The sequence below is a fragment of the Pseudosulfitobacter koreensis genome, assembly GCF_024733015.1.
GTDB classification, from domain to species: Bacteria; Pseudomonadota; Alphaproteobacteria; order Rhodobacterales; family Rhodobacteraceae; genus Pseudosulfitobacter; species Pseudosulfitobacter koreensis.
Window position 1 is genome coordinate 40,097 of the sequence record NZ_JANKJG010000012.1, and the last position, 25,253, is coordinate 65,349.

General features: G+C 60.9%; 22 protein-coding genes and 1 tRNA gene. 16 read left to right on the forward strand and 7 right to left on the reverse strand.

Annotated features, from left to right (window positions below):
- Window positions 1-17 precede the first annotated feature (17 nt).
- Complete coding sequence (locus NTA49_RS14720; RefSeq protein WP_258295563.1) at window positions 18-1,412, reverse strand: pyridoxal phosphate-dependent decarboxylase family protein; 1,395 nt, start codon at window positions 1,410-1,412, stop codon at window positions 18-20.
- A gap of 200 nt (window positions 1,413-1,612) precedes the next feature.
- On the opposite strand from NTA49_RS14720, the gene hpaR reads away from it, so the two are divergent.
- The 9 genes from hpaR to NTA49_RS14765 all read left to right on the forward strand — a co-directional run bounded on the left by hpaR (window position 1,613) and on the right by NTA49_RS14765 (window position 9,885).
- Entirely contained in the window at window positions 1,613-2,053 is a 441-nt protein-coding gene (hpaR, locus tag NTA49_RS14725) for a homoprotocatechuate degradation operon regulator HpaR (protein WP_258295564.1), read from the forward strand.
- A gap of 141 nt (window positions 2,054-2,194) precedes the next feature.
- Window positions 2,195-2,992: an IclR family transcriptional regulator gene (locus NTA49_RS14730; protein ID WP_258295565.1), complete on the forward strand. Its 798-nt coding sequence runs from the start codon at window positions 2,195-2,197 to the stop codon at window positions 2,990-2,992.
- Window positions 2,989-4,344, forward strand: coding sequence for an aminotransferase class III-fold pyridoxal phosphate-dependent enzyme (locus NTA49_RS14735; protein ID WP_258295566.1), 1,356 nt, complete (start codon window positions 2,989-2,991; stop codon window positions 4,342-4,344). Before NTA49_RS14730 ends, NTA49_RS14735 begins: the two co-directional genes overlap by 4 nt.
- Window positions 4,345-4,453: 109 nt before the next feature.
- Window positions 4,454-5,446, forward strand: coding sequence for an NADPH:quinone reductase (locus NTA49_RS14740; RefSeq protein WP_258295567.1), 993 nt, complete (start codon window positions 4,454-4,456; stop codon window positions 5,444-5,446).
- Window positions 5,443-6,756 carry a mechanosensitive ion channel family protein gene (locus NTA49_RS14745; protein WP_258295568.1) on the forward strand — a complete coding sequence of 438 codons (1,314 nt, stop codon included), beginning with the start codon at window positions 5,443-5,445 and terminating at the stop codon, window positions 6,754-6,756. Before NTA49_RS14740 ends, NTA49_RS14745 begins: the two co-directional genes overlap by 4 nt.
- A gap of 72 nt (window positions 6,757-6,828) precedes the next feature.
- Window positions 6,829-6,903, forward strand: a tRNA-Gln gene (locus NTA49_RS14750).
- Between the two features lie 369 nt (window positions 6,904-7,272).
- The gene (locus tag NTA49_RS14755; protein WP_258295569.1) at window positions 7,273-8,280 is read left to right on the forward strand and encodes an ABC transporter substrate-binding protein; all 1,008 of its coding nucleotides are present in this window, start codon (window positions 7,273-7,275) and stop codon (window positions 8,278-8,280) included.
- 52 nt (window positions 8,281-8,332) lie between these two features.
- Window positions 8,333-9,121, forward strand: coding sequence for an ABC transporter ATP-binding protein (locus NTA49_RS14760; RefSeq protein WP_258295570.1), 789 nt, complete (start codon window positions 8,333-8,335; stop codon window positions 9,119-9,121).
- The gene (locus NTA49_RS14765; protein ID WP_258295571.1) at window positions 9,121-9,885 is read left to right on the forward strand and encodes an ABC transporter permease; all 765 of its coding nucleotides are present in this window, start codon (window positions 9,121-9,123) and stop codon (window positions 9,883-9,885) included. The genes NTA49_RS14760 and NTA49_RS14765 overlap by 1 nt, the downstream gene beginning before the upstream one ends.
- Window positions 9,886-10,116: 231 nt before the next feature.
- On the opposite strand, the gene NTA49_RS14770 is transcribed toward NTA49_RS14765, so the two are convergent.
- The 6 genes from NTA49_RS14770 to NTA49_RS14795 are packed head-to-tail and all read right to left on the reverse strand — an operon-like array spanning window position 10,117 to window position 16,705.
- Window positions 10,117-11,253: an alpha-hydroxy acid oxidase gene (locus tag NTA49_RS14770; RefSeq protein ID WP_258295572.1), complete on the reverse strand. Its 1,137-nt coding sequence runs from the start codon at window positions 11,251-11,253 to the stop codon at window positions 10,117-10,119.
- Window positions 11,253-11,996, reverse strand: a complete 744-nt coding sequence (locus NTA49_RS14775; RefSeq protein WP_258295573.1) for an SDR family oxidoreductase — start codon at window positions 11,994-11,996, stop codon at window positions 11,253-11,255. Before NTA49_RS14775 ends, NTA49_RS14770 begins: the two co-directional genes overlap by 1 nt.
- An 11-nt stretch (window positions 11,997-12,007) precedes the next feature.
- Window positions 12,008-12,772 carry an SDR family oxidoreductase gene (locus tag NTA49_RS14780; protein WP_258295574.1) on the reverse strand — a complete coding sequence of 255 codons (765 nt, stop codon included), beginning with the start codon at window positions 12,770-12,772 and terminating at the stop codon, window positions 12,008-12,010.
- Between the two features lie 2 nt (window positions 12,773-12,774).
- Window positions 12,775-14,073, reverse strand: coding sequence for a M24 family metallopeptidase (locus tag NTA49_RS14785; RefSeq protein ID WP_258295575.1), 1,299 nt, complete (start codon window positions 14,071-14,073; stop codon window positions 12,775-12,777).
- A 60-nt stretch (window positions 14,074-14,133) separates the two neighbouring features.
- Complete coding sequence (locus NTA49_RS14790; RefSeq protein ID WP_258295576.1) at window positions 14,134-14,943, reverse strand: SDR family NAD(P)-dependent oxidoreductase; 810 nt, start codon at window positions 14,941-14,943, stop codon at window positions 14,134-14,136.
- Window positions 14,944-14,965: 22 nt separating this feature from the next.
- A complete protein-coding gene (locus tag NTA49_RS14795) occupies window positions 14,966-16,705 on the reverse strand; it encodes an ABC transporter substrate-binding protein (RefSeq protein WP_258295577.1) in 1,740 nt (579 codons plus the stop codon).
- A 313-nt stretch (window positions 16,706-17,018) separates the two neighbouring features.
- Between NTA49_RS14795 and NTA49_RS14800 the strand changes: the two genes are divergently transcribed.
- From NTA49_RS14800 to NTA49_RS14830, 7 genes are all read left to right on the forward strand, one after another.
- Window positions 17,019-17,966, forward strand: a complete 948-nt coding sequence (locus tag NTA49_RS14800; protein ID WP_258295578.1) for a sugar ABC transporter substrate-binding protein — start codon at window positions 17,019-17,021, stop codon at window positions 17,964-17,966.
- Between the two features lie 88 nt (window positions 17,967-18,054).
- On the forward strand, window positions 18,055-18,852 hold the full coding sequence (locus tag NTA49_RS14805; protein ID WP_258295579.1) for an SDR family NAD(P)-dependent oxidoreductase: 798 nt from the start codon (window positions 18,055-18,057) through the stop codon (window positions 18,850-18,852).
- 64 nt (window positions 18,853-18,916) lie between these two features.
- Window positions 18,917-19,891, forward strand: a complete 975-nt coding sequence (locus tag NTA49_RS14810) for an ABC transporter permease (protein WP_258295580.1) — start codon at window positions 18,917-18,919, stop codon at window positions 19,889-19,891.
- A 13-nt stretch (window positions 19,892-19,904) separates the two neighbouring features.
- Window positions 19,905-20,906, forward strand: a complete 1,002-nt coding sequence (locus tag NTA49_RS14815; RefSeq protein ID WP_258295581.1) for an ABC transporter permease — start codon at window positions 19,905-19,907, stop codon at window positions 20,904-20,906.
- Complete coding sequence (locus NTA49_RS14820; protein ID WP_258295582.1) at window positions 20,903-22,414, forward strand: sugar ABC transporter ATP-binding protein; 1,512 nt, start codon at window positions 20,903-20,905, stop codon at window positions 22,412-22,414. The genes NTA49_RS14815 and NTA49_RS14820 overlap by 4 nt, the downstream gene beginning before the upstream one ends.
- Window positions 22,415-22,473: 59 nt before the next feature.
- Complete coding sequence (locus NTA49_RS14825) at window positions 22,474-23,334, forward strand: fumarylacetoacetate hydrolase family protein (RefSeq protein ID WP_258295583.1); 861 nt, start codon at window positions 22,474-22,476, stop codon at window positions 23,332-23,334.
- Window positions 23,335-23,711: 377 nt separating this feature from the next.
- Window positions 23,712-24,626, forward strand: a complete 915-nt coding sequence (locus tag NTA49_RS14830) for a ketopantoate reductase family protein (protein WP_258295584.1) — start codon at window positions 23,712-23,714, stop codon at window positions 24,624-24,626.
- The last annotated feature ends 627 nt before the right edge of the window (window positions 24,627-25,253 follow it).

A 25,253-nucleotide genomic window follows, 5' to 3' on the forward strand; every position in this document is an offset into this window, starting at 1 on the left:
CAGGCTGATTGCCGGTCTCAGCGTTTCGCGATCTCGGTTATGGCCTCGAATGCCGTGTCGAAATCGCGCTCTTCGCAGTCGAATTGCCCTGCGGTGAAACGGATCACCTTGACCCCGTCGACGATGGTTTGGGTCAGATAGATGCGCCCGTCGGAATTGATCGCCTCAACCAGTGCTTGGGTCGCGTCGTTGTCGGCCCCCGCCACCTTGAACGTCCACAGCGACAGGATCGGGTCGGTCACGATCTCGAACTCGGGCAGGGCGCGCAGGCGTTCGCACAGGGCCTGCGACCATTTTACGTGGTTGCTGATGCGACGGCGCAGCCCTTCCATGCCATAGCTGCGCATCAGGAACCACAGCTTGAGCGCGCGGAACCGGCGGCCCAGCGGGATCGACCATTCGGAATAGTCGATGATTTCGCCTTGCGCGTGGGTCTTGAGGTATTCGGGCCGGATCGCAAGGGTCTGGCGCAGCACATCAGGGTTGCGCAGGAAATGCGCGGCGCAGTCGAACTGCGCGCCAAGCCACTTGTGCGGGTTGAACACGATGCTGTCGAAACGCTCTGACCCGGTCCACAGGGGCCGGAATTCAGGGCAGATCATCGCGGTGCCGGCCCATGCGGCATCAAGGTGGGTAAAGAGTTCCTCGGCCTCGGCGATGTTTGCCACAGCCTCCAGATCGTCGCACGCGCCCATGCCTGTGGCACCGGTGGCGGCGATGATGCCTGCGGGCACAAAGCCTGCCGCGCGGTCGCGGGTGATCGCGTCTTGCAATGCAATCGGGTCCATCCCGCGCAGGTCGCCGGTGCTGCGGATTTTGACCAGATTGTCCTGCCCGATGCCCGCCACCCAGATGGCGCGGTCGATCGAGGTGTGGACCTGATCCGAGCAATAGATGCGCAAGGTCGGCTGACCCGAAAGGCCCTGCACGTTGCCCTGCCAGTTCAGCGCACGCTCCCGCATGGTCAGCACGGCGGCCAGCGTCGCGCTGCTGGCACTGTCCTGGATCACACCCTGATAGCCGTCGGGCAGGCCCAGACCCTGACGCAACCAGTCGAGCATCTTGGTTTCCATCTCGGTCGCGGCGGGCGAGGTCTGCCACAGCATGCATTGCGGCGCGATGATTGAGGCCACGAATTCCGCCAGCACCGACGCAGGGGCGGCGTTCGAATTGAAATAGGCAAAGAAACGCGGGTGCTGCCAGTGGGTGATCCCCGGCATCACGATCTTTTCAAAGTCGGCCATGACCGCGGTCATGTCGGTGCCGCTTTCGGGCGGGCTGTCGGGCAATTGTGCTGCGACTTCGCCGGGGGCGGTCTGTGCGCGCACCGGACGGTCGCGTATGGTTTTGTGATAGTCGGCGCCCCAATCGGCGACGTCCTTGGCGTGGGCGGCAAAGTCATCCCAGTTCATGTTCAAGCGTCCTGTCTGCCTCGGGGGCTGGATTGTTTGTGATGGCTGTCTTAGGTCGAAGGATAGATTTCAGCGTGGTGGCGGCTGCGGTCAAGTGCAGAATCCGACACGTCGGCGCTTCGAACCTCTGCCAATTTTGCCCTGATATCAAATTCGTTTTTCTGTTAAGTAATTTTTGACATATCTTTTAAGGAATCCTCATGACCCGCAAACTTCCCAGAACCGGCCGGTCGTTGCCGATTGCGTTGATGCACGCCCGCGAGGCCGTGATGGGCCCGATCCGCGACATGCTGAGCGCGTCGAACGTGACTGAACAGCAATGGCGCGTGCTGCGGGTTCTGGACGAAGCCGGTGCGCTGGATGCCAGCACGCTGGCGCGCCGCGCCGCACTTTTGCAGCCGTCACTGACGCGGATCGTCAAGAGCATGGTGGCCAAGGGGCTGGTCACGCAGGTTCAGGGCGCACAGGACCGTCGGCGCCAAGAGGTCGCGATCACCGCTGCCGGGTCCGCGCTGATCGCCGACAATGCCAGCCGCGCGGCCGAGATCGCCGAAAGCTGGCGCGCGCATCTGGGGACCGAGCGGTACGAGGCGCTGTTGGACCTGCTGGCCGATCTGGCCGACAACGACGCCAAGCAGTAGCGGACGTTCCTGTCGTATTGGCGGATTCGGCTGTGCCATGGGTCCTGTCGGTTCGACATATGAACCGACGGTATCGAAAATATGTTGCATTGTGCAACACTTTGCGCCAATCTGGTATCTGCGCCAAGGAGGGCGCTTCTTATGTCGACCATCGCCAAAGCCCTGAACCTGCTGGATCTGTTCACGCCGGCGCGCCCTGCCATCGGGCTGAGCGACGTGCAGCGGCTGGCGGGGCGCGACAAGGCGACGGTGCATCGCCATCTGGTAGCACTCAGCGATGCGGGCTTTCTTGAACAGGACCCGGCCACCCGCGCCTATCGTCTGGGCCACGCGCTGACCCGGCTGGCGGCGATGCGGGCGCAGACGGTGCCAGCGGGCGATATGGTGTCCTCGCTGGTCGAGGATATCTCCCGGCAGGCGGGCGAACTGGTGCACCTGTCGCAACTGCGCGGTTTCGATCTGGTCAGCATCAGCCACGCCGAAGTGCACGATCATCCGGTGCGTGTCACCTTCGACGCCGCCGGTCTGCCGCCGCTCTTCAACACATCGTCGGGCAAGGTGATCCTGGCCTATTCGGCACAGCCCTTCGTCAGCGCCGCGATGGCAGAGCATCAGGTGCGCAGCGGTGCGCCACTGCAAAACGATGCGGTTTTACGGGACATCGAAGCCGTGCGCGCGCAGGGCTATGCCGCCACCCGCGACGCGCTTGAACAGGGGGTGTCGTCAGTCGCCATTCCGGTCTTTGACGCGCAGGGTGGCGTGATGGGGGCCTGTTCGGTCGCCTATCCGACGGCGCGGGGGCATGACCCGAAGGAAATCGCCGCGCTGCTGATCGCGCGCGGCCCCGATCTTACGGCGCGGCTGGGCGGCATCGTGCCCACAGCGGTGGCCGATATCTGGAACGAACGGCACGCGGTGCCAGAAAGGCGTCAGCCATGAAGGACAGCAATTTTTTAAAAGAGAACAACGCGCGGCACATGTGGCACCCGATGGCCCATCCCGCCGACAGCATGGCCAATCCGCCCGCGATCATCACCGGCGGCGAGGGCGTGCATATCGTCGATGTAGACGGGCACCGGGCCATCGATGCGGTGGGCGGTCTGTGGAACGTCAACCTGGGCTATTCCTGCCAGCCGGTCAAAGATGCGGTCACCGCCCAGATGGAGGCGCTGCCTTATTACTCGACCTTTCGCGGCACCAGCAACGACAAGGCGATCGAGCTGAGCTATCTGCTGCAGGAGTATTTTGCCCCTGACGGGATGACGCGCAGCTTTTTCACCTCGGGTGGGTCCGACAGCGTCGAGGTCGCGTTGAAGCTGGCGCGGCAATACCACCGCATTCGCGGCGAAGGTACGCGAACCAAGTTCATCAGCCTGGAAAAAGGCTATCACGGCACGCATTTCGGCGGCGCGTCGGTCAATGGCAACGCCAAGTTCCGCAACAGCTACGAGCCGCTGCTTGCAGGCTGCTACCACATTCCGGGGCCCTATCTCTACCGCAATCCATTCGGCATCACCGACGCCGAAGCACTGGCGCAGCAGTCCGCCGCGATGCTGGAGCGCGAAATCGGCTTTCAGGGCGCGAACACGGTCGCGGCCTTCATCATGGAGCCGGTTCTGGGCGCGGGTGGCGTCATGCCGCCGCATCCAACATTCATGAAGCTGGTGCGCGAAATTTGCGACAAGCACGGGGTGCTGCTGATTGCGGACGAGGTGATCACCGCCTTTGGCCGTACCGGCGATGAAAGCGGCAGCCGCCACTGGGGTGTGCAGCCTGATTTCATGTGCACCGCGAAGGCGATCACCAACGGTTATTTTCCCTTCGGTGCGCTGATGATCAATGGCCGCGTGGCCGAAGTGTTTGAATCGAGCAAGGGTGAGGGGTCGGTCGACAGCGGCTATACCTATTCGGGGCATCCTGTGGGTGCCGCTGCCGCCGTGGCCGCCGTCGAGGAGACCATGCGGATCAAGCCATGGCAAAATGCGGCGACGCTGGGTCCGAAGCTGAAGGCAGGTTTGCAGGATCTGGCCAGCCGCCACGACATCATCGGTGACGTGCGCGGCGAGGGGCTGATGTGCGCCATCGAATTCGTGACTGACCGCCAGACCAAGGCGCCGGCCACGGGTGCTGCCCCGCTGGCATTCCAGAAGGCCGCTTATGAAGATGGCGTGATGATCCGCGTGTCGGGCAACAACGCGATATTCTCGCCGCCGCTGGTGATCGACGAAAGCCACGTGACCCAGATCCTGTCGGCGACGGAAACCGGGTTGAAGGCAATGGTCGCAGCGTAAGCCATAAGGTTTCAGGCCCCCTTCGCCTGATCCAGAACACCTGCGCAGCGCTGGCAATTCGCGGCTGCGCAGGTAGTCTGTGCCGAAGACATTGAAGGGAATCAAAATCATGCGTGCAATCACCTATGACCGCTTTGGCCCGGCGGCAGACGCCTTGAGCCTGACAGACATGCCCAAGCCCCAACCGGCGGCGGGCGAAGTGCTGGTCAATTTGGCGTTCTCGGGCGTGAACCCTTCGGACGTCAAGGCGCGGGGCGGCACCCGTCCGGGCGTGACCAAGCCGCCGTTCCCGCAGATCATTCCGCACAGTGACGGCGCGGGCACGATCTCTGCTGTGGGCAAGGGGGTCGATCCCGGCCGCATCGGGCAACGGGTGTGGATCTGGAACGGCCAGTGGCAGCGCGCTTTCGGCACCTGTGCGGAACAGATCGCGGTGCCTTCGGATCAGGCGGTTGAGTTGCCGGACGGGACTGACATGCAGACCGGGGCCAGCCTGGGCATTCCGGGCCTCACGGCTTGTCACGCGGTGTTCGGCGGCGGCGACGTGCGCGGCAAGACCGTGCTGGTGCAGGGCGGTGCGGGCACGGTCGGGCTGCTGGCGGTGCAACTGGCCCGCTGGGGCGGCGCGCATGTGATCGCCTCGGCACGCGGGGCAGGGGCGGATCATGCCCGCGCCGCAGGGGCCAGCGCGGTGGTGGATTTCACCGAAGCCGACCTTGCCAACAAAGTTCTGGCTGCCAATGACGTCAAGCTGATCGACCGCATCATCGAGCCTGAATTTGGCGTCAACATCGCCACCGACATCGCGCTGGTGGCCCAGAACGGCACCATCGCCGCCTATGGGTCGGCAGCGCAGCCAAAGGCAGAGTTCAACTTTCTGGAACTGATGTTCAAGGCGGCGACGGTCGATGCGATCCTGATCTATCTGTTGCCGCTGGAACAGCGTCGGCAGATCATCGAACGGCTGCACGCCGCCCTGATCGACGGCGCGCTGACCATTCCGGTCGAGACGGTCTATCCGCTGTCCGACACGGCAAAGGCACATCAGGCCGTCGAGGCAGGGGCGCGTCATGGCGCGATCCTGGTCGAGGTCGGCAAATGAGCGCCTTGCGCCATGTGCTGACCGCACTGGCGCTGGCCTTGGTTCTATGGTCCCCGGCGGCTCACGCCCAGACCCAGCCACAGGGCGAGATCACCGTCGAGGACAGCGCCCAGCAGGATGCGGCGATCGCGGTGCGCATTCGCGATATCTTGTCAGAGTTGCAGGGCTATTCCAACGTTACGGTGACCGTATCTTCGGGCATCGTGACGCTGCGCGGCACCACGCTGGACGCCGCTGCCGCCATCAGGCTGAACGACCTGGTGGGGCGGGTGCAGGGGGTCGTCGCGATTGAAAACGAGGTGCTTGAAACCACCGACGTAGCCGAACGTCTGAACCCCGCCTACGAGCGGTTCAAGGGGCGGGTGCTTCAGGCCCTTGCCATGGTGCCCCTGCTGGGCGTGGCGATATCGGTCTTTGCGCTGGTGGTGCTGCTGGGCGTGCTGCTGGCCCGCGCGAAATACCCTTGGGACAGGATCGCGCCCAACGCGTTCATCGCGGACATCTACCGGCAACTGGTGCGGCTGTTCTTTGTCGTGGCGGGCATCGTGATCGCACTGGACGTGCTGAATGCCACGGCGCTGCTGGGCACGGTCCTGGGGGCCGCAGGCCTTGTCGGTCTGGCCATCGGTTTTGCAGTTCGGGATACGGTCGAGAATTTCATCGCCTCGATCATGTTGTCCTTTCGTCAGCCGTTTCGCCCTAATGACACCGTCGAGATCGAAGGCGATGTCGGCAAGGTCATCAGCCTGACCAGCCGCGCCACCATATTGCTGAGTTTCGACGGCAACCACATCCGCATCCCCAACGCGACCGTCTTCAAGAGCCGGATCATCAACTACACGCGCAACACCGAGCGCCGGTTCGTCTTTGACGTGGGCGTCGCCACATCTACCGATCTGGCTGCGGCCAAGCGACTGGCGCTGGACACGGTGACCGCGCTGCCTTTCGTGCTGACCACCCCAGCCCCCGCGATCTGGATCGAAACCATCGGAGACAGCACCATCAGCATCCGCGTCACCGGCTGGATTGACCAGCACGAGACCGGCTTTGCCCTGGCCCGAGGCGAAGCGATCCGCCACGTGCTGATCGCCTTTGATACCGCGGGCATCCAGATGCCGGAACCCACGTTCCGCGTCGTCTCGCACGCCGACCGCGCCGCTGCCACGCCAGAGGTTTCGCCCACGATCAGAGAGGTCGAAACCCAGGATGTGCAGTCGACCCAGAACGCGGAACTGGAGAAGATCGTGGACCAGGAACGCGCCGAGCGCGCCGACAAGGACCTTCTGACCAGAGAGGCCAGGGAAGAATGAGCACATCACATACGATTTGCCGGTTTTTGGGCTTGCACCCGCGCCAAGTGGGCATTAATTAGCGCGACACGTTGGGATGTAGCCAAGTGGTAAGGCAACTGTTTTTGGTACAGTGTACCGTAGGTTCGAATCCTACCATCCCAGCCACTTCTTCTTGAAACAGTAAACCAAGCACCCGGAGCACCCCCGTCGCCGGGAATGCCCCTGTTTCATGCCCCAGCAACCTATGCGGGTGCTACGGGTAGCCAAAAGCCATAACCAGCGCGACGGTAGGTCTCTTACTCTGATTTGACGTGCTGCTAGCCGGCCTCAGAAAGGCTGAGAGCGGTTATCTGCCACCACATCAAGCATTTTTCATGGCACCGATTAACCCAAGCTTCGGAACTCGCGGCAGCCTTCTGCACAAAAAACACTCACGCAACGCCTCAGGATCGGATATTCCGGTGGTAGTCGGGCCGGAGGACTGGTTTTTGTCCACGCGCCGGAGGAAAAAGAATTCTCCAAGAGGGAAAGACCATGACAGCCAAACACATCATCTTCGCCGGCGCCATCACTTTTGCAGCGGGCACCGCCTTCGCGCAAACCGAGATGCCTTTCGCACTTGATTGGAAATTCGAAGGCCCCGCCGCACCCTACACCTATGCGGTCGATGCCGGCCTTTTCGAGGCGCAGGGCCTCACGGTCACGATTACGGAAGGTGCCGGATCCCTCGATGCCATTCCGAAAGTCGCGACTGGCGCCTTCCCGGTGGGTTTCGCCGACATCAACTCGGTGATGCGTTTTCTTGACCAGAACCCGGACGCGCCAGTGATGCCGGTGATGATGGTCTACGACAAACCGCCTTTTGCGGTGGTGGGCCGGGTGAGCCAAGGCGTTTCGGAACCCGCTGATCTCGAAGGCCGCATCCTCGGCGCGCCGCCGCCCGATGGGGCCTGGGCGCAGTTCCCGATCTTCGCCGCCGAGAATGATCTCGACATTGACGCGATCACCGTTGAGCCCGTCGGCTTCCCCACCCGCGAGCCAATGCTGGCGCAGGGCGAAGTGGATGCCGTGACCGGCTTTTCCTTCTCTTCGACACTGAATTTGATCCGTCTGGGCGTGCCCGAAGAGGATATCTCGGTGATCTTGATGGCCGATTACGGCGTGGAACTCTACGGGAACGCTATTATCATCAACACGGATTTCGCCGAGGCCAACCCCGAGGCGGTGACCGGCTTCCTGACAGCCATCGCGCAGGGCTGGCAGGCGGCCATTGACGAGCCTGACGCGGCGATCGAAGCCCTTCTCAAGCGTAACCCCGCAGCAGATGCGGATCTCGAGAAGCGCCGCCTGCAGTTGTCGATCGACGCGAACGTCCTGACCGATTTCGTGCGCGAGAACGGCATGGGCAATATAGATCCCGAGCGCTTCGCCGCGGCCATTGAGCAGACCAAGACGGTCTATGAATTCCAGAACGAGCCCGACGCGGCGGCGTTTTTCGATGACAGCTATCTGCCTGGGGATGATGTGCTGATGCTGAAGTAACAAGGATCGGGTGCCGGGCAAGTGTCCGGCATCCGATACATTAGCGCACTGAATGAAAAACCTTATTGAAATCAAAGGCGTGCGACACGCCTACAAGACCAGGACGGGACCCCTGCCGGTGCTCGACGGGCTCGATATCTCCGTGCCGGAGGGAGAGTTCTGCGCGGTGGTTGGTCCCTCGGGCTGCGGCAAGTCAACCCTCACCCGCCTTGTGGCGGGCCTGATGAAGCCCGATGAGGGCGAGGTCTGGCTGGACGGCAAGAAGGTGAGCAGCCCGCGAAAGACGGTCGGCATGGCGTTTCAGAACCCTGTGCTGCTGGAATGGCGCACGATCCTCGACAACGTGATCTTGCCCTTGGAGATCGTAGCGCCTTCCATGCCACGCCGGGACCGTGTCGTGCGCGCCGAAGAGCTGCTGGAGATGGTGGGCCTGTCGGGCTTCGAGGGCAAGCGCCCGTCGGAACTGTCGGGCGGCATGCGGCAGCGCGCCTCGCTGTGCCGCGCGATCGTGCATAAGCCTTCCGTGCTCATCATGGACGAGCCGTTCGGCGCGCTCGACAATTTCACCCGCGAGGATCTGTGGCAGACGATGCGCGATTTGCGCGCCAAAGAGCCCTTCACTGCCGTTCTCATCACTCACGACCTGCGCGAGAGCGTCTTTCTCGGCGATCAGGTTGTGGTGCTGTCGGGCCGCCCGGCGCGCACACAATACATCCTCGACGTTGACCTGCCGCAGGACCGGACCATCGACGTGCTCTATGCCCAGAAGGCCGCGGACATGCTGCAAACCCTGCGTGACCAGATCAAGATTGCCCAGGGCCGAGACCCGGAGGCCGCGTGATGGAAATCCTGCGCAAAATTGCCGTTCCCGTTATGGCCATCCTCGCCTTCCTCGCGGTCTGGGAAGCGCTGGTGCAGATCAACGATTGGCCCAATTACGTGATGGCCTCGCCCTCGGACCTGCCGGCGGCCTATGCGCAGTTCTGGGAGCTGTTCCTGGTCGGTTCGTGGCAGACGCTGTGGCGCACGGTGGCGGGGCTCGGTCTCGCGGTGGTCTTCGGCCTGCTTCTTGGGATGGTCATGGGCTTTTCGCGGATCATGCGCGATGCGCTCTATCCGCTTCTGGTGGGTTTCAATGCCATCCCCAAAGCAACGTTGGTGCCGGTTCTGGCGCTGCTCTTCATCGGTCAGCATGATTTCAACACAGTGTTGATGGCGTTCCTGATCTCTTTCTTCCCGATCGCGGTGTCGGTGGGGATAGGTCTGTCGACCCTCGAACCGGAATATCGCGACATCCTGCGGTCCTTGGGTGCGAGCCGCTTCACTATTTTCCGCAAGATCGCCCTCCCCAAGACGCTGCCCGAGTTCTTTGGTGCACTGAAAGTCTCGGTGACGCTGGCCTTCATTGGCACCAACCTTGTCGAGATCGTCTCGCCTCATGGCCGTGGGTTGGGCGCCTTGTTCCTATCGGCTCAGACGAATTCTAACTACCCGCTGATGTTCGCAGTGCTGATCGCGCTCGCGGTGCTCGGTATCGTACTTTACTATGCCGTTGTCGCGCTTGAACGGATATTCGCGGGCTGGGCGGAACGGCAGGCGACGTGATCCTGAAGTCTGTTCCGTGCAAGGAGCGGCAGCGCGCGGCAATAGTGAGACAAGTGGAAGCCGGCAGCTTTTAGAGGTCGAATTTTTAAGCCGCGCGCGGATCCCTTGAGGTCGTGGCGCTGTCTGCGGCTGCCCTCTTCTGGTCCGGCAGCTTCATCGCGGGCCGCGCGCTTAGGACTGGGCGCTTAAAATTAGCCTGAATTTGTCAGGTATTCTTAGGTGCTCAATCTATCAAATCTGAGTGAGCTCCGACAATCCCACATCCCTGAAAGAAGATACCCCGAGTTGGCCCAATGCGCGGACAAGCTCCAGGTTTAGGATCTCCATGGCACGCTGCGCACCTTGAGCACCGCCCGCGCCGACCCCGTAGGCCAACGCGCGCCCCGTAAGGGTGAAATCAGCGCCCAAGGCCTTGGCACGCAGAATGTCCGCACCTCGGCGTATCCCACTGTCGAGAATGATCTTCATGCGCCCGTTGACGGCCTCGGCGATCAGGGGCAGCGCCTCGATTGTAGGAGGCCCGAATGCGACCTGGCGACCACCGTGGTTGGACACGACGATGCCGTCACAGCCCAGCTCGGCACATTTGATCGCATCTGATGGATGCAGTATCCCCTTGACCAGAAGCGTACCCGTCCAGCGGTCGCGCAGGCGCTTCAGATCTTCCCAGGTGAAACCCGGCGTGATCAGTGTTTTCTGCACATCGGCGTAGGACGTGGCCGCCTGCAGCAGATCGGCGTAATTGGCGATATTGGGTTTTCCATGCCGCAGGGTCGCGAGCGACCAGGCCGGATTGGCGATCAGGCCCGCGACCACCTCTGGGGTGATCTTGAACGGCACGGCCAGCTGATTGCGAATGTCGCGGTCGCGCTTGCCGGCGGCGGGCACGTCTGCGGTCACCATCAAGACCTTGTAATCGGCGGCTTCGGCCCGCGCGATCAACCCCTCGGTCACCGAAGCATCGCTGGAGACATAGAGTTGGAACCAGCCGTTGCCGGATGCCGCCTCGGCCAGTCTTTCCATCGTTGTGGAGGCTGCAGAGCTTGCGACATAGGGAAAGTTCTCCCGGGCGCAGAGCCGTGCAAGGATCAGATCAGCATCGGGCCAGAAGGCATTCAGCATCCCGATTGGAGCCATGCCGAAGGGCGCGTCGTATGTCTGGCCGAACAACGTGACGCGCGTGTCAATCCTGGAGACATCGACCATGTATCGTGGGGTAAGCTCGATCTCCTCGAATGCCTCGCTGTTGCGCCGCATGTTGCGCTCAGATTCCGCACCGCCGTCCACAAGATCAAAGGCAAAGCGCGGGATGCGGCGTTTGGCGCGGGTCCGCAGATCATCGATGGATGCGGCGCGGTCCAGTCCCATCAGATCGACCAACCGCCGTCGATGGCAAAGGCCTGTCCGGTTGTGAACGCGGACATATCACCCGCAAGATAACACACCATCTCAGCGATCTCGTCCGGTGTGCCAAAACGGCCCATCGGTTGGCGCGCCGTGAACGCGGAGTGCGCCTTGTCGAAATCCCCGGTGGCTTTCAGACGATCCTTCAGCGAAGGGCTTTCCACCGTGCCGGGGCAGATCGCATTGCAGCGGATGCCGCTTTGCACATAGTCGGCGGCGATGGATTTGGTCATCCCGATGATTGCGGCCTTCGACGCGCCGTAGACAAAGCGCCGCGGCACGCCTTTCTCGCTCGATACGATCGAGGCAATGTTCACGATCGAGCCCGAGCCGTGAGTGAGCATGCCGGGCAGCACTGCCTTGGTGACCTGATAAAGCGACTTGGAGTTCAGGTTGAAGGCCCGGTCCCAATCCGCATCTTCGCAATCAAGGATCGTACCATCATGGACCCAGCCTGCGCAGTTCACCAGGATCTGCAGTGGGGGCAGCGATCCGATCAGCGCCGCGATGGCGTCGGTATCGAGAACGTCCAGCGCGTGACCTTCGATATTCTGTGTGCCTTCGGCAACGGACCTGATGGCCGCAGCGTCGATATCGGTCGCGATGACGGTCGCCCCGCGATTGACCAGCGCCTCGGCGCTGGCGCGGCCGATGCCGTTGGCAGCCGCTGTGACGAGGGCCGTTTTTCCTTCAAGTGACTGTTCCATAAATCCCTTTCTCAGCGTGCAAGCCAGCCGCCATCGACGGTAATCACGCTGCCGTGGCAGTAAGCGGCGGCATCCGACGCCAGAAAGACAGCGGCCCCAGCAATTTCGTCTGGCTGTGCAAAGCGACCTGCGGGGATCCGTTCGAGCAAGGCATTCGAGCGGTCCGGATCGTCCCTGAGAGCCTGGGTGTTGTCGGTCGCGGTGTACCCCGGTGCGATGGCATTGACGTTGACGCCCTTGGCCGCCCATTCGTTGCACAGCGCACGCGTCAGCCCGACCACGGCATGTTTGGCCGAGGCATAGGCAGGGACCATCAGGCCACCCTGCGCACTTAGAACCGACGCCACCATTATGATCTTGCCGCTGCCCTGGGCGACCATATGTTGCCCGGCGGCCTGCGACAAAAGCCACACGGAATCCAGATTGACCGACAATACACGCCTCCAGTCTTCCAGTGGCATGTCGGTGGATGCCTCGCGGTGGATGATACCCGCGTTGTTCACCAGAATATCGAGCCCGCCCAAGGCGTCCTTGGCAAAGCCAACGACGTCTTTGGCTGCGGCCTGATCCATCCCGCTGAAATCTGCCTGCACTGCGGCGGCGGTGCGGCCCATGTCCTTGATCTTTGCGAGCGTCTCTTCGGGTTGGTGACTGCGGTAGGTCAACGCCACATCGGCACCGGCGGCAGCAAGTACGAGAGCTATGCCCTCACCGATGCCTGTCGCCCCGCCGGTGACCAACGCCTTGCGGCCTGTCAGATCGAAAGGTTGTGTCATGCTCAGTACCTGTTTGCGATGGGCAGTTCTTCGGCGGGGAAGAGCGAGATAACCTCGCAGCCGGTTTCCGTGACCACGACCTCTTCCTCAATCCGGGCTGCGGAATAGCCGTCGGTGGCGGGGCAGTAGGTTTCCAGCGCAAAGACCATGCCGGTCTGGATTTCCATCGGGTGGTCCATACTGACGGCACGGCTGATGATCGGGCGTTCATGCAGCGCAAGGCCCAGACCGTGGCCGAACTGCAGGCCGAAGGCCTGGTCCTCGCTCGCGAAACCAAGGCTTTCGGCGGTGGGCCAGACTTCTGCCACCTTATCGGTGGACACACCCGGCTTGATCATTGCGATTGATGCGTCGATCCATTCACGCGCCTTGACGTAGGCGTCGTTCTGCGACGGGGTCGCGCGGCCCACGTTGAAGGTGCGGTAGTAGCAAGTCCGATACCCCTGATAACTTTGCAGGATGTCGAAGAACGCCTGATCGCCGGGCCGGATCAACCGGTCGGTAAAGTTGTGCGGATGCGGATTGCACCGCTCACCCGAAATCGCGTTGATCGCCTCGACGTCGTCCGAGCCCATCTCGTAGAGCATCTTGTTGCTGAGTGCGACGATATCGTTCTCGCGCACGCCGGGCTTAAGCTCTTCGTAGATCATGTGGTAGACACCGTCGACCATCGCGGCGGCTTGGGTCAGCAACTGGATCTCGTCCCAGTTTTTGATCTCGCGCGCCGCCAGCATGATCTGCTGGCCGTCCACGACGTTCAGGCCTTCCTCTTGCAAGGCGTGGAACATGGCGGTTTCGGCGTAATCGACACCGACGGGCATGTCCCCCATGCCTGCGTCGCGGATCAGGCCCGCGATCTGCTTGGCATATTTCTTCATCAACCCGAATTCGGGTGGAATGGTGCCGCGCATGCCGACAACACCGGCCAGACAATGGCTGGGTTCCAGCCAGTCGGAATGCCGCTTGTGGTGCTCGGCGGCGGATCCGAAGTCCCAGACATAGGGGCTGTCATCACCGGTCAGAAGGCAGAAGCGGCACATCTTGTCCCGCTCCCACTCGCCGATCTTTGTCGCAGAAACGTAGCGAATGTTGTTCACGTCGAACAGCAGCAGCGTGCCCGCCTCCGACGCCTGGAGCGACTGACGTGTGCGCGCCAGGCGGTAGCGGCGCAGGCGGTCGTGATCGACCCGGCGTTCAAAATCGACCGAGGTATGGCCCCATGCTGGGAGACGCTCGCGCCATTCCCAGTTTGGTTCCAGATCTTGGGGGGTAAGCAGGTTCGGCATCAAGGCACGTGACATAGTATTCTCCTCCGCAGGAGCGTGCCCCCGCGTTGTTTCAGGTGGTAAAGCGAAAAGCGGTTACTGGATGCACCAGCCCCCATCGATGTGGATCATCTGGCCGGTCATGTAGTCGCTGTCGTCCGAAACCAGGAACGAGGCGGTGCCCACGATATCCCTGGGGTAGGACACACGTTTGATCTGCAGGGCGTCGCGCACGATATCGTCGTAGGCCTGTCCCTCGCGGTCCTTGAACCCGATATCGACGAGATCCTTGTCGAGCTGTTCCCACAGCGGTGTGACGACGACGCCGGGCGCATAGCCGTTCACCGTGATCCCGTGTTCCGCCAGACCGATGGCACCGCAATGGGTCAGGGCAAGGCAGCCATATTTCGACGTGCAGTACACCGTCACGTCGACCAGCGGTTTGCGCGAGGCGATGCTTCCGACATTGATAAGCTTGTAGGGGTGGCCGTCCATCGGGCCCTGTTCGATCATCTGGCGCGCGGTTTCCTGCATGCCAAGCCACATCGCCTTGGTGTTGACGTTCATGATCATGTCCCAGTTGTCTTCGTCGATATCCATGAAGAACCGTGGCTTGTTCATGCCCGCGTTGAAGACGCCCACGTTGATCGAGCCGAAGGCATCGACGGTCGCCGCGACCGCAGCCTTGTTGTCTGCGCGCTTGGTGACGTCCATCCTGACCGCAATGGCCTTTCCACCACCTGCGGCATTGATCTGGTCGGCCATCTTTTGTGCTGCGTCCCCGTCCAGATCCCCCAGGCACACATTCGCACCCTGGGCGGCGAACGCCTCTGCATTCGCGGCACCCATGCCGCGTGCGGCTCCAGTGATCAGGATATTCTTACCTTCCAGGCGGTTGGGGTCCATTATCTTTCCTCCTTGGGTCGTACTACGGTGTGTTCGGGGGCATCATCAGCGCATCAGCTCTTGCCTGTGCCGCGCGCAGCGCCTCGCGCGGGGTGGTGATGCCGCGCAGCATGTCGTGAAATTCCTCGCCCAGGATCTGGGTGATATCGCTGATTTCAGGCACCGGCGGGCGCGGCCAGAATTGAAGCTCGTCGCGCCACGACATCTCGTCCATCGCCTCGAAGATGGTCGAGATGCTGCGGACTTCGGGATCGGCGCAGACGGAATAGCGCGCATTGGTCCGGCTGCCGTTCTGCACGTAAAGCTTTTGCGCGGCGGGCGATGTGAACGTGGTCAGCGCCTCGACCGCCGCTGGAATACGGTCCGGGGCAAGGTTGGCGGGTATGCCCAGCACGAACCCGCCCACGGGCGCGATGTTGCGTGCATTCGGTCCCGCAGGATGCGGCAGATAGCCGGTCTGCCCGTTTGCAGGAGACGTATCATCCTGTTCGAAGTAAGGCGCGAGCAAGGTATAGCCGTAAGCCATCGCAATATTGCCCGCTGCATAGGCGCGCACACGTTCGTACCATGACATCGACAGGATGTTGGGCGGGGAATACCGCAACAACTCCAGCAGGAACTCGGCCACGCGCAGGCCTGCGTCCGTGTCGATGACGGGGCGGAAATTCCTGTTTGCCAGCGTGGCAGTGTCAAACCCCCCGGCAATCACCGGCAGGTCCAGCACGGGTTGTCCGAAATCAGCCAGCGCCATCAGAACAGTGTGCCCCAGAGCCGTTCCGCGCGCCGCGTTCCATGCAAACCCGTACCGGCCACGTGCCGGATTGTGCAGGACCTTCGCCGCATCAAGAAGCTGGTCCGTCGTCTTGGGTGGTTCCAATCCAGCCTCATCCAGCAGATCGCGGCGGTAAAACAGCATCTCGGGCGTCGTTTGCGCAGGCACACCGTATGCCCGCCCGCCCCAATGCACTGCTTTCCATCCCGACGTGTGGAAATCCGCCGGATCGAGTTGGTCGAGATCCATTGCCTGATCGAGGGGCATCAGTACGCCCTTGCTGGCGAACTCGCCGATCCAAGGCAGGTCGACGGCCAGGATGTCGTAAAGGCTGGTCTCGCGCGAGGCGTTGCGCAGGGCTTCGGCGCGCAGCCGGTCGATGGAAAAAGCACGCTGGGTGATCTTGGTGCCGATCACCAGCTCGAACTGGCGCTTGAGATTGTCCATTACCATGAAGGTGGGATCGGCATGCACCAACACGCGGATGCCTCCCGGTGCCTTCAGTGGCGCGGCACGTGCGCGCAGCGGTGGGATCGACTGTGCGGCTTTGTAGCTGCCGCCGTAATAGTAGTCTTCCGCTCCGCGGGATCTGTTGACGCTCCCGAACCTGCTTTCAGCCAGGCGGCCAACACGCCCCGAAATCAGCTTCCATTGACCCAGCAATTTCTCGCTGGGATGCACTGAAAAGCTTTTGCCGGTCTTGGTGCGGGCGCGCTGTTCGATCAGCCCGGCTTCCTGCATCTCCTTCATGCGGCGGGTCGCCGTCGCATAGGGCACATCGCTTGAATTGATCAGAGAGGTCGGCGTGATCGCCTTGCCCTCGAGGTGACCCCGAATGAGGTGTATCGCCATACGCAGATGCGGGTTCGGCGCCATGACATCCAGGATGGACTCCAGCTCGTCGCTCAGTTCTTCAACGAAGGACAGGATATCCAGCATCTCGGTCAGCGCGGGGCGCGCAGCCGGTGTGCCTGGGGTATGTCTAGACATCGCATTCACTTCGGGTTCAGATCCTCTGCCGTTGCGCTGCGAAGGCAGCGCTGTCGTCCTGTCAGATTTGGATGACTTCCTGGTTTTCATCATGTGTCTCCCGATACTGTCCGCTTTCCCGACCGGAGCGTACGGCCAAAATATCCATATTGGTGTTTATATTGTTCAATGCGGATATTTTTTCCGGACTCCGCGCTGCGAAATATGGTCAGTATTTACGCAATCGCCGGACCAACCGGACGAGCAAACGACCAGCAACAGCGTCCGGGAGGGACGGCTGGATAATTCGCAGCCATCTTGGGAGGAGACCCGAATGACACTTCGTATGACACTTATCGCATCGACCGCCATCGTTCTGGCGGGTGCCGCTGGTGCCGAGACAATGAAGATCGGCATCACGCAGAACAACGTCGGCGTCGACAGCTACCAGACGACATATGAAAGCGCGTTCATCGCAGCCGCCGGGGAAAATTCGGATGTCGACGCGGTGGTTCTGGATGCTGGAGGCGACGTCGCGCGTCAGATTGCCCAGATCGAGGATCTGATCCAGCAGGAAGTCGACGCCATCATCATCTGGCCAACCAACGGCGAGGCGGTCATTCCCGCCGTGCGCAAGGCGCATCAGGCCGGTATCCCGGTCGTCGTAACCAACTCCAACATCGCCGAGGCCGGTTTCGATTTCGTCAAATCGTTCTCAGGTCCTGACAACATCACCCAAGGCGCGCGCTCGGCCGAGATCATGTGCGACAAGTTCAAGGACATGGGCATCGAGGGTGAGGCACAGGTCGTCCACATCACCGGGCAGCCGGGATACACCACCGCGATCGAACGGGCCAAGGGTTTTGAGGACCGTATGCCCGAAGTCTGCCCGGACGTGTCGATCGTCGACACCCAGCCGGGCGACTGGAACCGCGAGAAATCGCAGCAGGTGATGGAAGCGTTCCTGGTCAAATATGACGACATCGATGGTGTCTATTCGGGCGATGACAACATGGGTGTCGGTGCACTGAACGCAGCCAAGGCTGCGGGGCGCGAAGGCATCATCTTTGTCGGCGCGACCAACTTTGCAGTCGGCTACGAGGCCATGGCCGCCGGTGACTACTGGGGTTCAATCTACCAATCCCCCGTAGACGATGCCGAAGCGGCCCTGAAAACCGCCACCGACATCCTCGAAGGCAAGGAACTGCCGTTCCTGAACTACTTCGACACGCCGAAGATAACCCAAGACAACATGGGCGATTATACCAAGCCTGTGTTCTAAAGGGTTCCTCCCCGTCCGGGGCGCTGCACAACTGCGCAGGCGCCCCGGATGCACTTTGTTTTTTAAAATCATTCCGGGAGTAAGTGACGTGGGACGTCTTCAGCAGAGAGCCTGCATCGTAACCGGTGCCGCACAGGGAATTGGCCGCGCCGTCGGTGAAGCGCTGCTCGATCAGGGGGCCAGGGTCTGCTTTGCCGACCTGAACGGCGAGAAGGTGGCGCAGGTCGCTGATGCCAACCGCAGCCGGTTGAACGGCGACAACGCTGCCGTCACCTCGTGTCAGGTCGACGTCACCGACCGCGAACAGGTCCGCGCGATGATCGCGCACACCGTCGAGAAGTTCGGCAGGCTGGATGTAAAATTCAACAACGCCGGTGTGAACAAGCCGATGAACTTCATGGACGTAACCGAGGACAACTGGCACTTCATCATGGATGTCAACGGCCTTGGCTGCATGATCGGCATACAGGAGGCCGCCCGCCAGATGATCGCGCAAGGTGGTGGCGGCAAGATCATCAACACAGCGTCGGTCGCAAGCAGGCAGGGGTACGACAATGTCGCCCCCTACTGTGCATCGAAATTCGCGGTCGTCTCGCTGACCCAATCGGCGGCGCGAAACCTTGCAAAGCATGATATCACGGTGACTGGGTTCGCTCCGGGCGTGGTGGCGACCGAGATGTGGGAACAGGTGGACAAGGATCTGATGGAGATCGGGGCTGCCGAGCGTCCCGGACAGGCCATGGAGGAATTCGCAGCCGAAATCCTGAAGGGCAGGGTTGCGACTTTACACGACATTACCGGAACGACGACGTTTCTGGCATCACCAGACAGCGACTACATGACCGGCCAGATCATCATGATCGACGGCGGAATGGTCCTGGTCTGAGGATACGATCGGTAGGTTTCCTGCCGTGTGCGCCGATGCAGGCTAATGCCTTTGGGAGGGGACCATGGCAGATATTACCAGACAGCAGATCGGGAGCCTTCTGGCGAAACAGGGCATCCTGATCGCCTTCGTGGCGTTTCTGATCGGCTTTACCATCGCCAACCCCAAGTTTCTGACCCCCGACAACGTCCTGAGCGTGATCCGCTCGTCGGCAATCCTAGGGGTGATGGCGCTGGGCGTGACGTTCGTCGTCATCAGCGGAAACCTGGATCTGTCGGTGGGGTCGATGATGTCCTTCTCCACCATCGTCGTGCTGGACCTGCATGACAAGATAGGGCCCGCGCTGGCCATACCCGCAATGTTCGCGATGACCTTGGCCCTGGGTGCGCTGATCGGGTTTCTGGTGGGGTATCTCAAGCTTAATTCCCTGATCGTGACGCTTGGCATGTTGTCCGCGATCCACGGTCTGACGCTGACCTATTCGGGCGGCAAGAACATGGATATCGTCGACAAGGAAGGCACCTGGTTCAGCGTATTCGGTCAGGGCACCGCGCTGGGCCTGCCGATACCGATCTTGATGTTCATCGGGGTTGCGGCCCTGTTGGGCCTGATCCTGAGCAGGACCAGTTTCGGGCGCAAGGTCTACGCGGTGGGCGGGAATGGCACCGCGGCGACATTTTCAGGCATCCCACGGGCGCGCACCGTGTTCATGTGCTACCTGATTTCAGCCGCCTGTGTGGCAACGGCGGGTCTTATCCAGGCCAGCCGCTCGTTGGGGTCGCAAAACACTGTGGGGCAGGGGCTCGAGCTTGAAGTGCTCGCCGCTGTCATCCTGGGCGGTGCGTCGCTTCTGGGTGGTTCCGGGACTATCTTCAAGACCGTGATCGGCGTTCTGATCCTTGGGTTCATCCAGAACGGGCTGCTGCTGATCGGGTTGCAATTTTACGTCCAGTTCATCGTGACATGGGTGATCATCATCCTTGCCGTCTGGCTCGACATCGCGGCCAAGCGCGGCAAGCTCTGGTCGCCGATCGCGTGAGGGAGAAAACATCATGAAACCGGGTACCCTGTCGACCGCACTTAAAAGCGGCGCAATCTGGGGCTTCATCATATTGGAGCTGATCTTCTTCAGCGTCGCGGGCGAGTTCCTGTCCCTGTCGGACAAGGCCTTCATGGACTGGGACAACATGCTGTTGTTGCTGAAACAATCGGCCCCCATCGGTATCATCGCGATGGGCATGACCATCGTCATGGTCAACGGCAACATTGATCTCAGCGTCGGTGCCACCTTCGCCATCGCCGCGATCGTCCTTCTGGACAGCATGACCTGGCCCATCTTCGCGGGCTTGGGCGACTGGGTGATACCGGTCGCGTGGTTGCTTGCACTTGTGGTGGGCACGCTTTTGGGCGCGCTGAACGGTCTGATCGTCTGGAAGACCGGAGTGGACGCATTCATCGTGACGCTGGGGGCCATGCTGGGGTATCGCGGCATCGTGTTCATGTTCAACGGCGAGCAGCCTACAAGCCACCTGAACTGGACGCTGGTCGATTTTGCCGAAGCCGAGTTACTCGGCCTCGCGACGGCGTCGTGGTTCCTGCTGGCGGCGACCCTCGTGATCTGGTTCGTGATGGCCAAGACCGTACATGGTCGCAACGCCTATGCCATCGGCGACAACCGTGAGGCGGCGGTGAACGCGGGCATCCGCGTGGGGCCGCACATGATGATCAACTTTGCCATAATAGGCTTTCTCGCGGCCCTGTCGGCGGTGGTCTTTTATTCCGAGAGTGGGTCGGTGAACCCCAATGACGGTCAGTTGTACGAGCTGTGGGTGATCACCGCCGTCGTGCTTGGCGGCACCAAGATCACGGGCGGTGCAGGCAATGTCATCGGCACCTTCGGCGGCGTCATCGCGATCCAGCTGCTGCGCAAGGGGCTGGGCCACATCGGAGCCGATACATCGACCGTGAACCTTGTCATCGGTCTGATCCTTGTCGCGGTGCTGGTTCTGGACAGACAGCTGAATATGAAGGGCAAAGAGGAGTTGAAGGTATGACGGATGCAAAACCTGTCCTGCGCCTTGAGAATATCGTCAAGACGTTTCCGGGGGTGCGCGCGCTCGACGGTGTCTCTTTCTCGGTGATGCCGGGCGAGGTTCACGCCCTGATGGGCGAGAACGGTGCCGGCAAATCCACGCTGATGAAGGTGCTCGGCGGCATTCACCAACCCGACGGCGGCACGATCTTCATGGGCGACGATGCGGTGGTGATGGCCGGTCCGCTCGAGGCAAAGGCAAAGGGCATCGTCTTCATCCACCAGGAACTGAGCCTGGCCGAAGAGCTGAGCGTGGCCGAAAATATCTATCTTGGCGAATTGCCCACGAAAAGTCTGGGCCGTGTGGACTGGACCCGATTGTCCGACCAGACCAACGCGATCCTGCAAAAGCTGAACGTGGGCTTTGACGCCAACACGCGGGTGGGGGATCTCTCCATCGCCAATCAGCAGATGGTCGAAATCGCGCGTGCGCTGACGGTCGACGCCAAGGCGGTGATCTTCGACGAGCCCACGGCGTCGCTGACGGATTCGGAAAAAGTGGTGCTGTTCGACGTGATCGCTGACCTGCAGGCGACGAATGTGGGCATCATCTACATCTCGCACCGGATGGAGGAGATTTTCAAGATCACCGACCGCATCACGGTTCTGCGCGATGGCCAGTATCAGGGCACCGTCGAGACCGCCGACAGCACCGAAGAGTCCGTCACCCAGATGATGATCGGCCGCACGCTTGATCTTAGCCGCAACGCATCGCATCACGCGCTTGGCGATGTGGCACTGGAAGTGCGCGGGCTCAGCTGCGGCAAGCACTACCGCGATGTCAGTTTCGAGGTGCGCAGAGGCGAGGTCGTGGGCTTTTACGGTCTTGTCGGTGCCGGACGGACCGAGATTGCCGAAACACTCTTTGGCCTGCGCGACCCGTCTGCGGGCCAAATATTGCTGGACGGTGAAGTGGTCCGGATCAATTCGCCCGCCGATGCGATCGCGCGGGGCATCTCGCTGGTGCCAGAAGACCGAAAAGGGCAGGGGCTGGTCCTGGGCATGAACTGTCGCGACAACATGACCTTGCCCCAGATCGACAGGCTCAAGGCAGGCCCCTTCGTGGCCCAGGGCGCCGAGATGGAAATCTTCGACAAGTATCACAAGCAACTCGATATCCGCACGCCGGGCTGGAAGCAGCGGGTCGGCAACCTGTCGGGCGGCAACCAGCAAAAGATCGTCATCGGCAAATGGCTGTCGATGCACCCAAAGGTGCTGATCGTGGACGAGCCCACGCGCGGAATCGACGTGGGCAGCAAATCCGAAATCCACAAGCTGCTGCGCGAACTGGCGGCCCAGGGCTATGCCGTGATGGTCATCAGCTCCGAAATGCCCGAGGTCCTGCATGTCTCAGACCGCATCGTCGCGATGTACTCGGGCCGCGTCATGCGCACCTTCAGTTCCGAGGACGTGACCGAAGACAACCTGATCCAGGCGATTTCGGGCATGACATCCGAACAGGTGGCCTGACGCAGGCAGGGCTTGCGGGAACAGCTGCCACACCCCTTCGACAGACCAAGGAAATTGCTATGAAACTACTTCGCCATGGTGCCCCCGGAGCCGAAAAACCCGGTATGCTTGATGCGTCAGGCCGCGTGCGAGACCTCTCGCATATGGTGGATGACATTGGCGGTGCGGCGTTGCTGCCCGAAGCTCTGGAAAAGCTGCGAGATATTGATGTGGATACGCTACCCCTTGTTGATGGCATTCCGCAGGACGACCTGCGCCTTGGCGCTTGCGTGGCGGGCATCGGCAAATTCATCTGCATCGGCTTGAACTACGCCGACCATGCCGAAGAGGCCGGGATGCCGATCCCGCCCGAGCCGGTGATTTTCAACAAGTGGACCTCGTCCGTCGTCGGTCCGAACGATCCGATCCAGATTCCGAAAGAGTCGGAAAAAACCGATTGGGAGGTCGAACTAGGCGTCGTGATCGGCAAGCCCGGCGTGTACATCGACGAGGCAGATGCCATGCGCCATGTCGCAGGCTTTTGCGTCATAAATGATGTCTCAGAGCGCGAGTTCCAGATCGAGCGTGCCGGAACCTGGGACAAGGGCAAGGGCTGCGACACCTTTGGACCGACTGGCCCTTGGCTCGTTACCCCTGACGAGTTGGCCGATATCGACAATCTTGAGATGTGGCTGGATGTCGACGGCGAACGGCAGCAATCGGGCTCTACCGCTACGATGATCTACAAGGTGCCGCATCTGATCGCCTATTGCAGTCGCTTCATGAGCCTTCAGTCGGGAGATGTCATTTCGACAGGCACACCACCCGGCGTAGGCATGGGGCAGTCCCCGCAGCGCTACTTGAAGGGGGGAGAGACGGTGAGCTTGGGTATCGCAGGTTTGGGTCGGCAGTCGGCATCGGTGCTGCCGCGCAATTGTTGAAGGCCCTCTGAGTTAACTCAGACTACGGGAAGCGACCCGAGATACTTGGTAACCGCTCGATTGAGACCGCAGAATATTTTTGAAGCATAGGTGCGATCAAGATGATCGCCATCCCGGTGAGGCGAGATGTCCGCAGTGGCTCGCCAGCTGACTTAGTCACCCCCAGGCGCCGGGCCGACCTTCTTTGCAGGTGTCTAATAACTACGTGTGTCCCGCTAACATCGACATCGGGACAGATCGTCACTACGCTTCTCTTGCGTTTATTTGGATCGCTTCGGATCCTTTCGGAGCGGTGTTTTGCGGTTGAGCAGATACTGACGCTCAGCAACTTTGTGCAAAAGCGTTAAGATCGGGAGAATGAAATGCGAATTGCTACGATGGCCACAGGAGGAATCGGTGGGTTTCTTGCGGTCAAGCTTGCGAACAGCGGACATCAAGTTGCTACCATCGCCCGCGGGAACCATCTGGCCGAGATCATTAAAAATGGCCTGATCTTGGAGGGCACATCCGGCATTGAGGTCGCCCAGCCTTGGATTGCGACCGACGACACCTCGAAAGTTGGTGAAGTCGACGCAATCATCTTCGGCGTGAAGGGAGACGCATTGGAGACAGCGGCGCGCGCATGCCTGCCCATGTTGACTGCTGACACTGTGGTCGTGCCGTTATTGAACGGAGTGGAAGCCTCCGACAGATTGATCAATATTCTGCCTGAGAGGAATGTTGCAAACGGCGTGGCTCAAATTTCGACCACAATTGCATCTCCCGGTGTCATCAAGAAAATCGGGGATTTCGATGTATTTACTTTCGCGGAGCGTGACAGCAAACCTTCAGAAAGGATTGCCAACTTACAGCAGGCGATCAAGGACGCCGGTTCTTCGGCACCAGCGACAGAGGACATCGAGAGAGATGTTTGGTCGAAGTTTGTCTTTTTCTCTGCCGTATCTGGTTTGACTGCTGCAGGCCGGTGCACCATGGGGGACATCTTGTCCACACCAGAACTCAGTGTCCTATTTCGGCGTGTTGTGTCGGAGACCGCCGATATCGGGCGCGCATTGGGCATCTCTCTGGGGTCGGATATTGAAAGTCGGATTTGGGAGGCGGCAAGCGCGTTACCGAAGAGCATGCGTGCGTCTACCGCTATCGACCTGGAAAACCGTCGACCTCTCGAAATTGAATGGGTATCAGGCGCTGCGGCCAGGCTGGCGAAAAAGGCCGGGACAACAGCGGCGATCAACGAGGCACTCTACGCGCTCCTTTTGCCTTATAAACACGGGGGCAATAGCTCGGCTTAATCGTCGTCTCACCGCTGCGGATATCCTGTCGAGCGAGCACTTCTATAGCGACTTGACCCAAAGTCCTGACTTCGCTCCGGCAATCTGGTAGGGAGCGGTTCCGAAAGGATCGGCAGACGTTCCAGCGAATAAAAAAGAAGGCGCCTTCGCAAATGGTTCCAAATCGGCACACCGCTCGAGGTTTAAGAACACCCTCAGACCTTTTTTGCGGCGCAGTTCATCGGCAGTCCGTCGATGAATGTGCTGGACGGCGAGTTGCAAGATGGCAGCCTTCGTATTGGCAATTCGGCATTGCAAACTCGAACAGTTGCATCGGGCAAGTTCAATGTTGGCATCAGACCTGAATACGTCACGACTGATCCAGAGGGCCCGCTTTACATCGTGCAGATGGGTGAGCCCCTGGGGGCCAATACGCTCTTGCATGGTCGCTCGAGGAAAGCTCGGAGGCCTTCACCATCAGCCTTCCCGGCGTCCACCATGCCAAGCCTGGTGAGGTATTCGCCTTTCGCGTCGACCCCAAGAAGTTACATTTTTCTGACCCGAATACCGGTGCACGCATTGGCTGAATAGCCTGATTTTCCATTACTGCGTGCAGTAACCTTGAGGTGTGAGTGTCCGCATGACCCA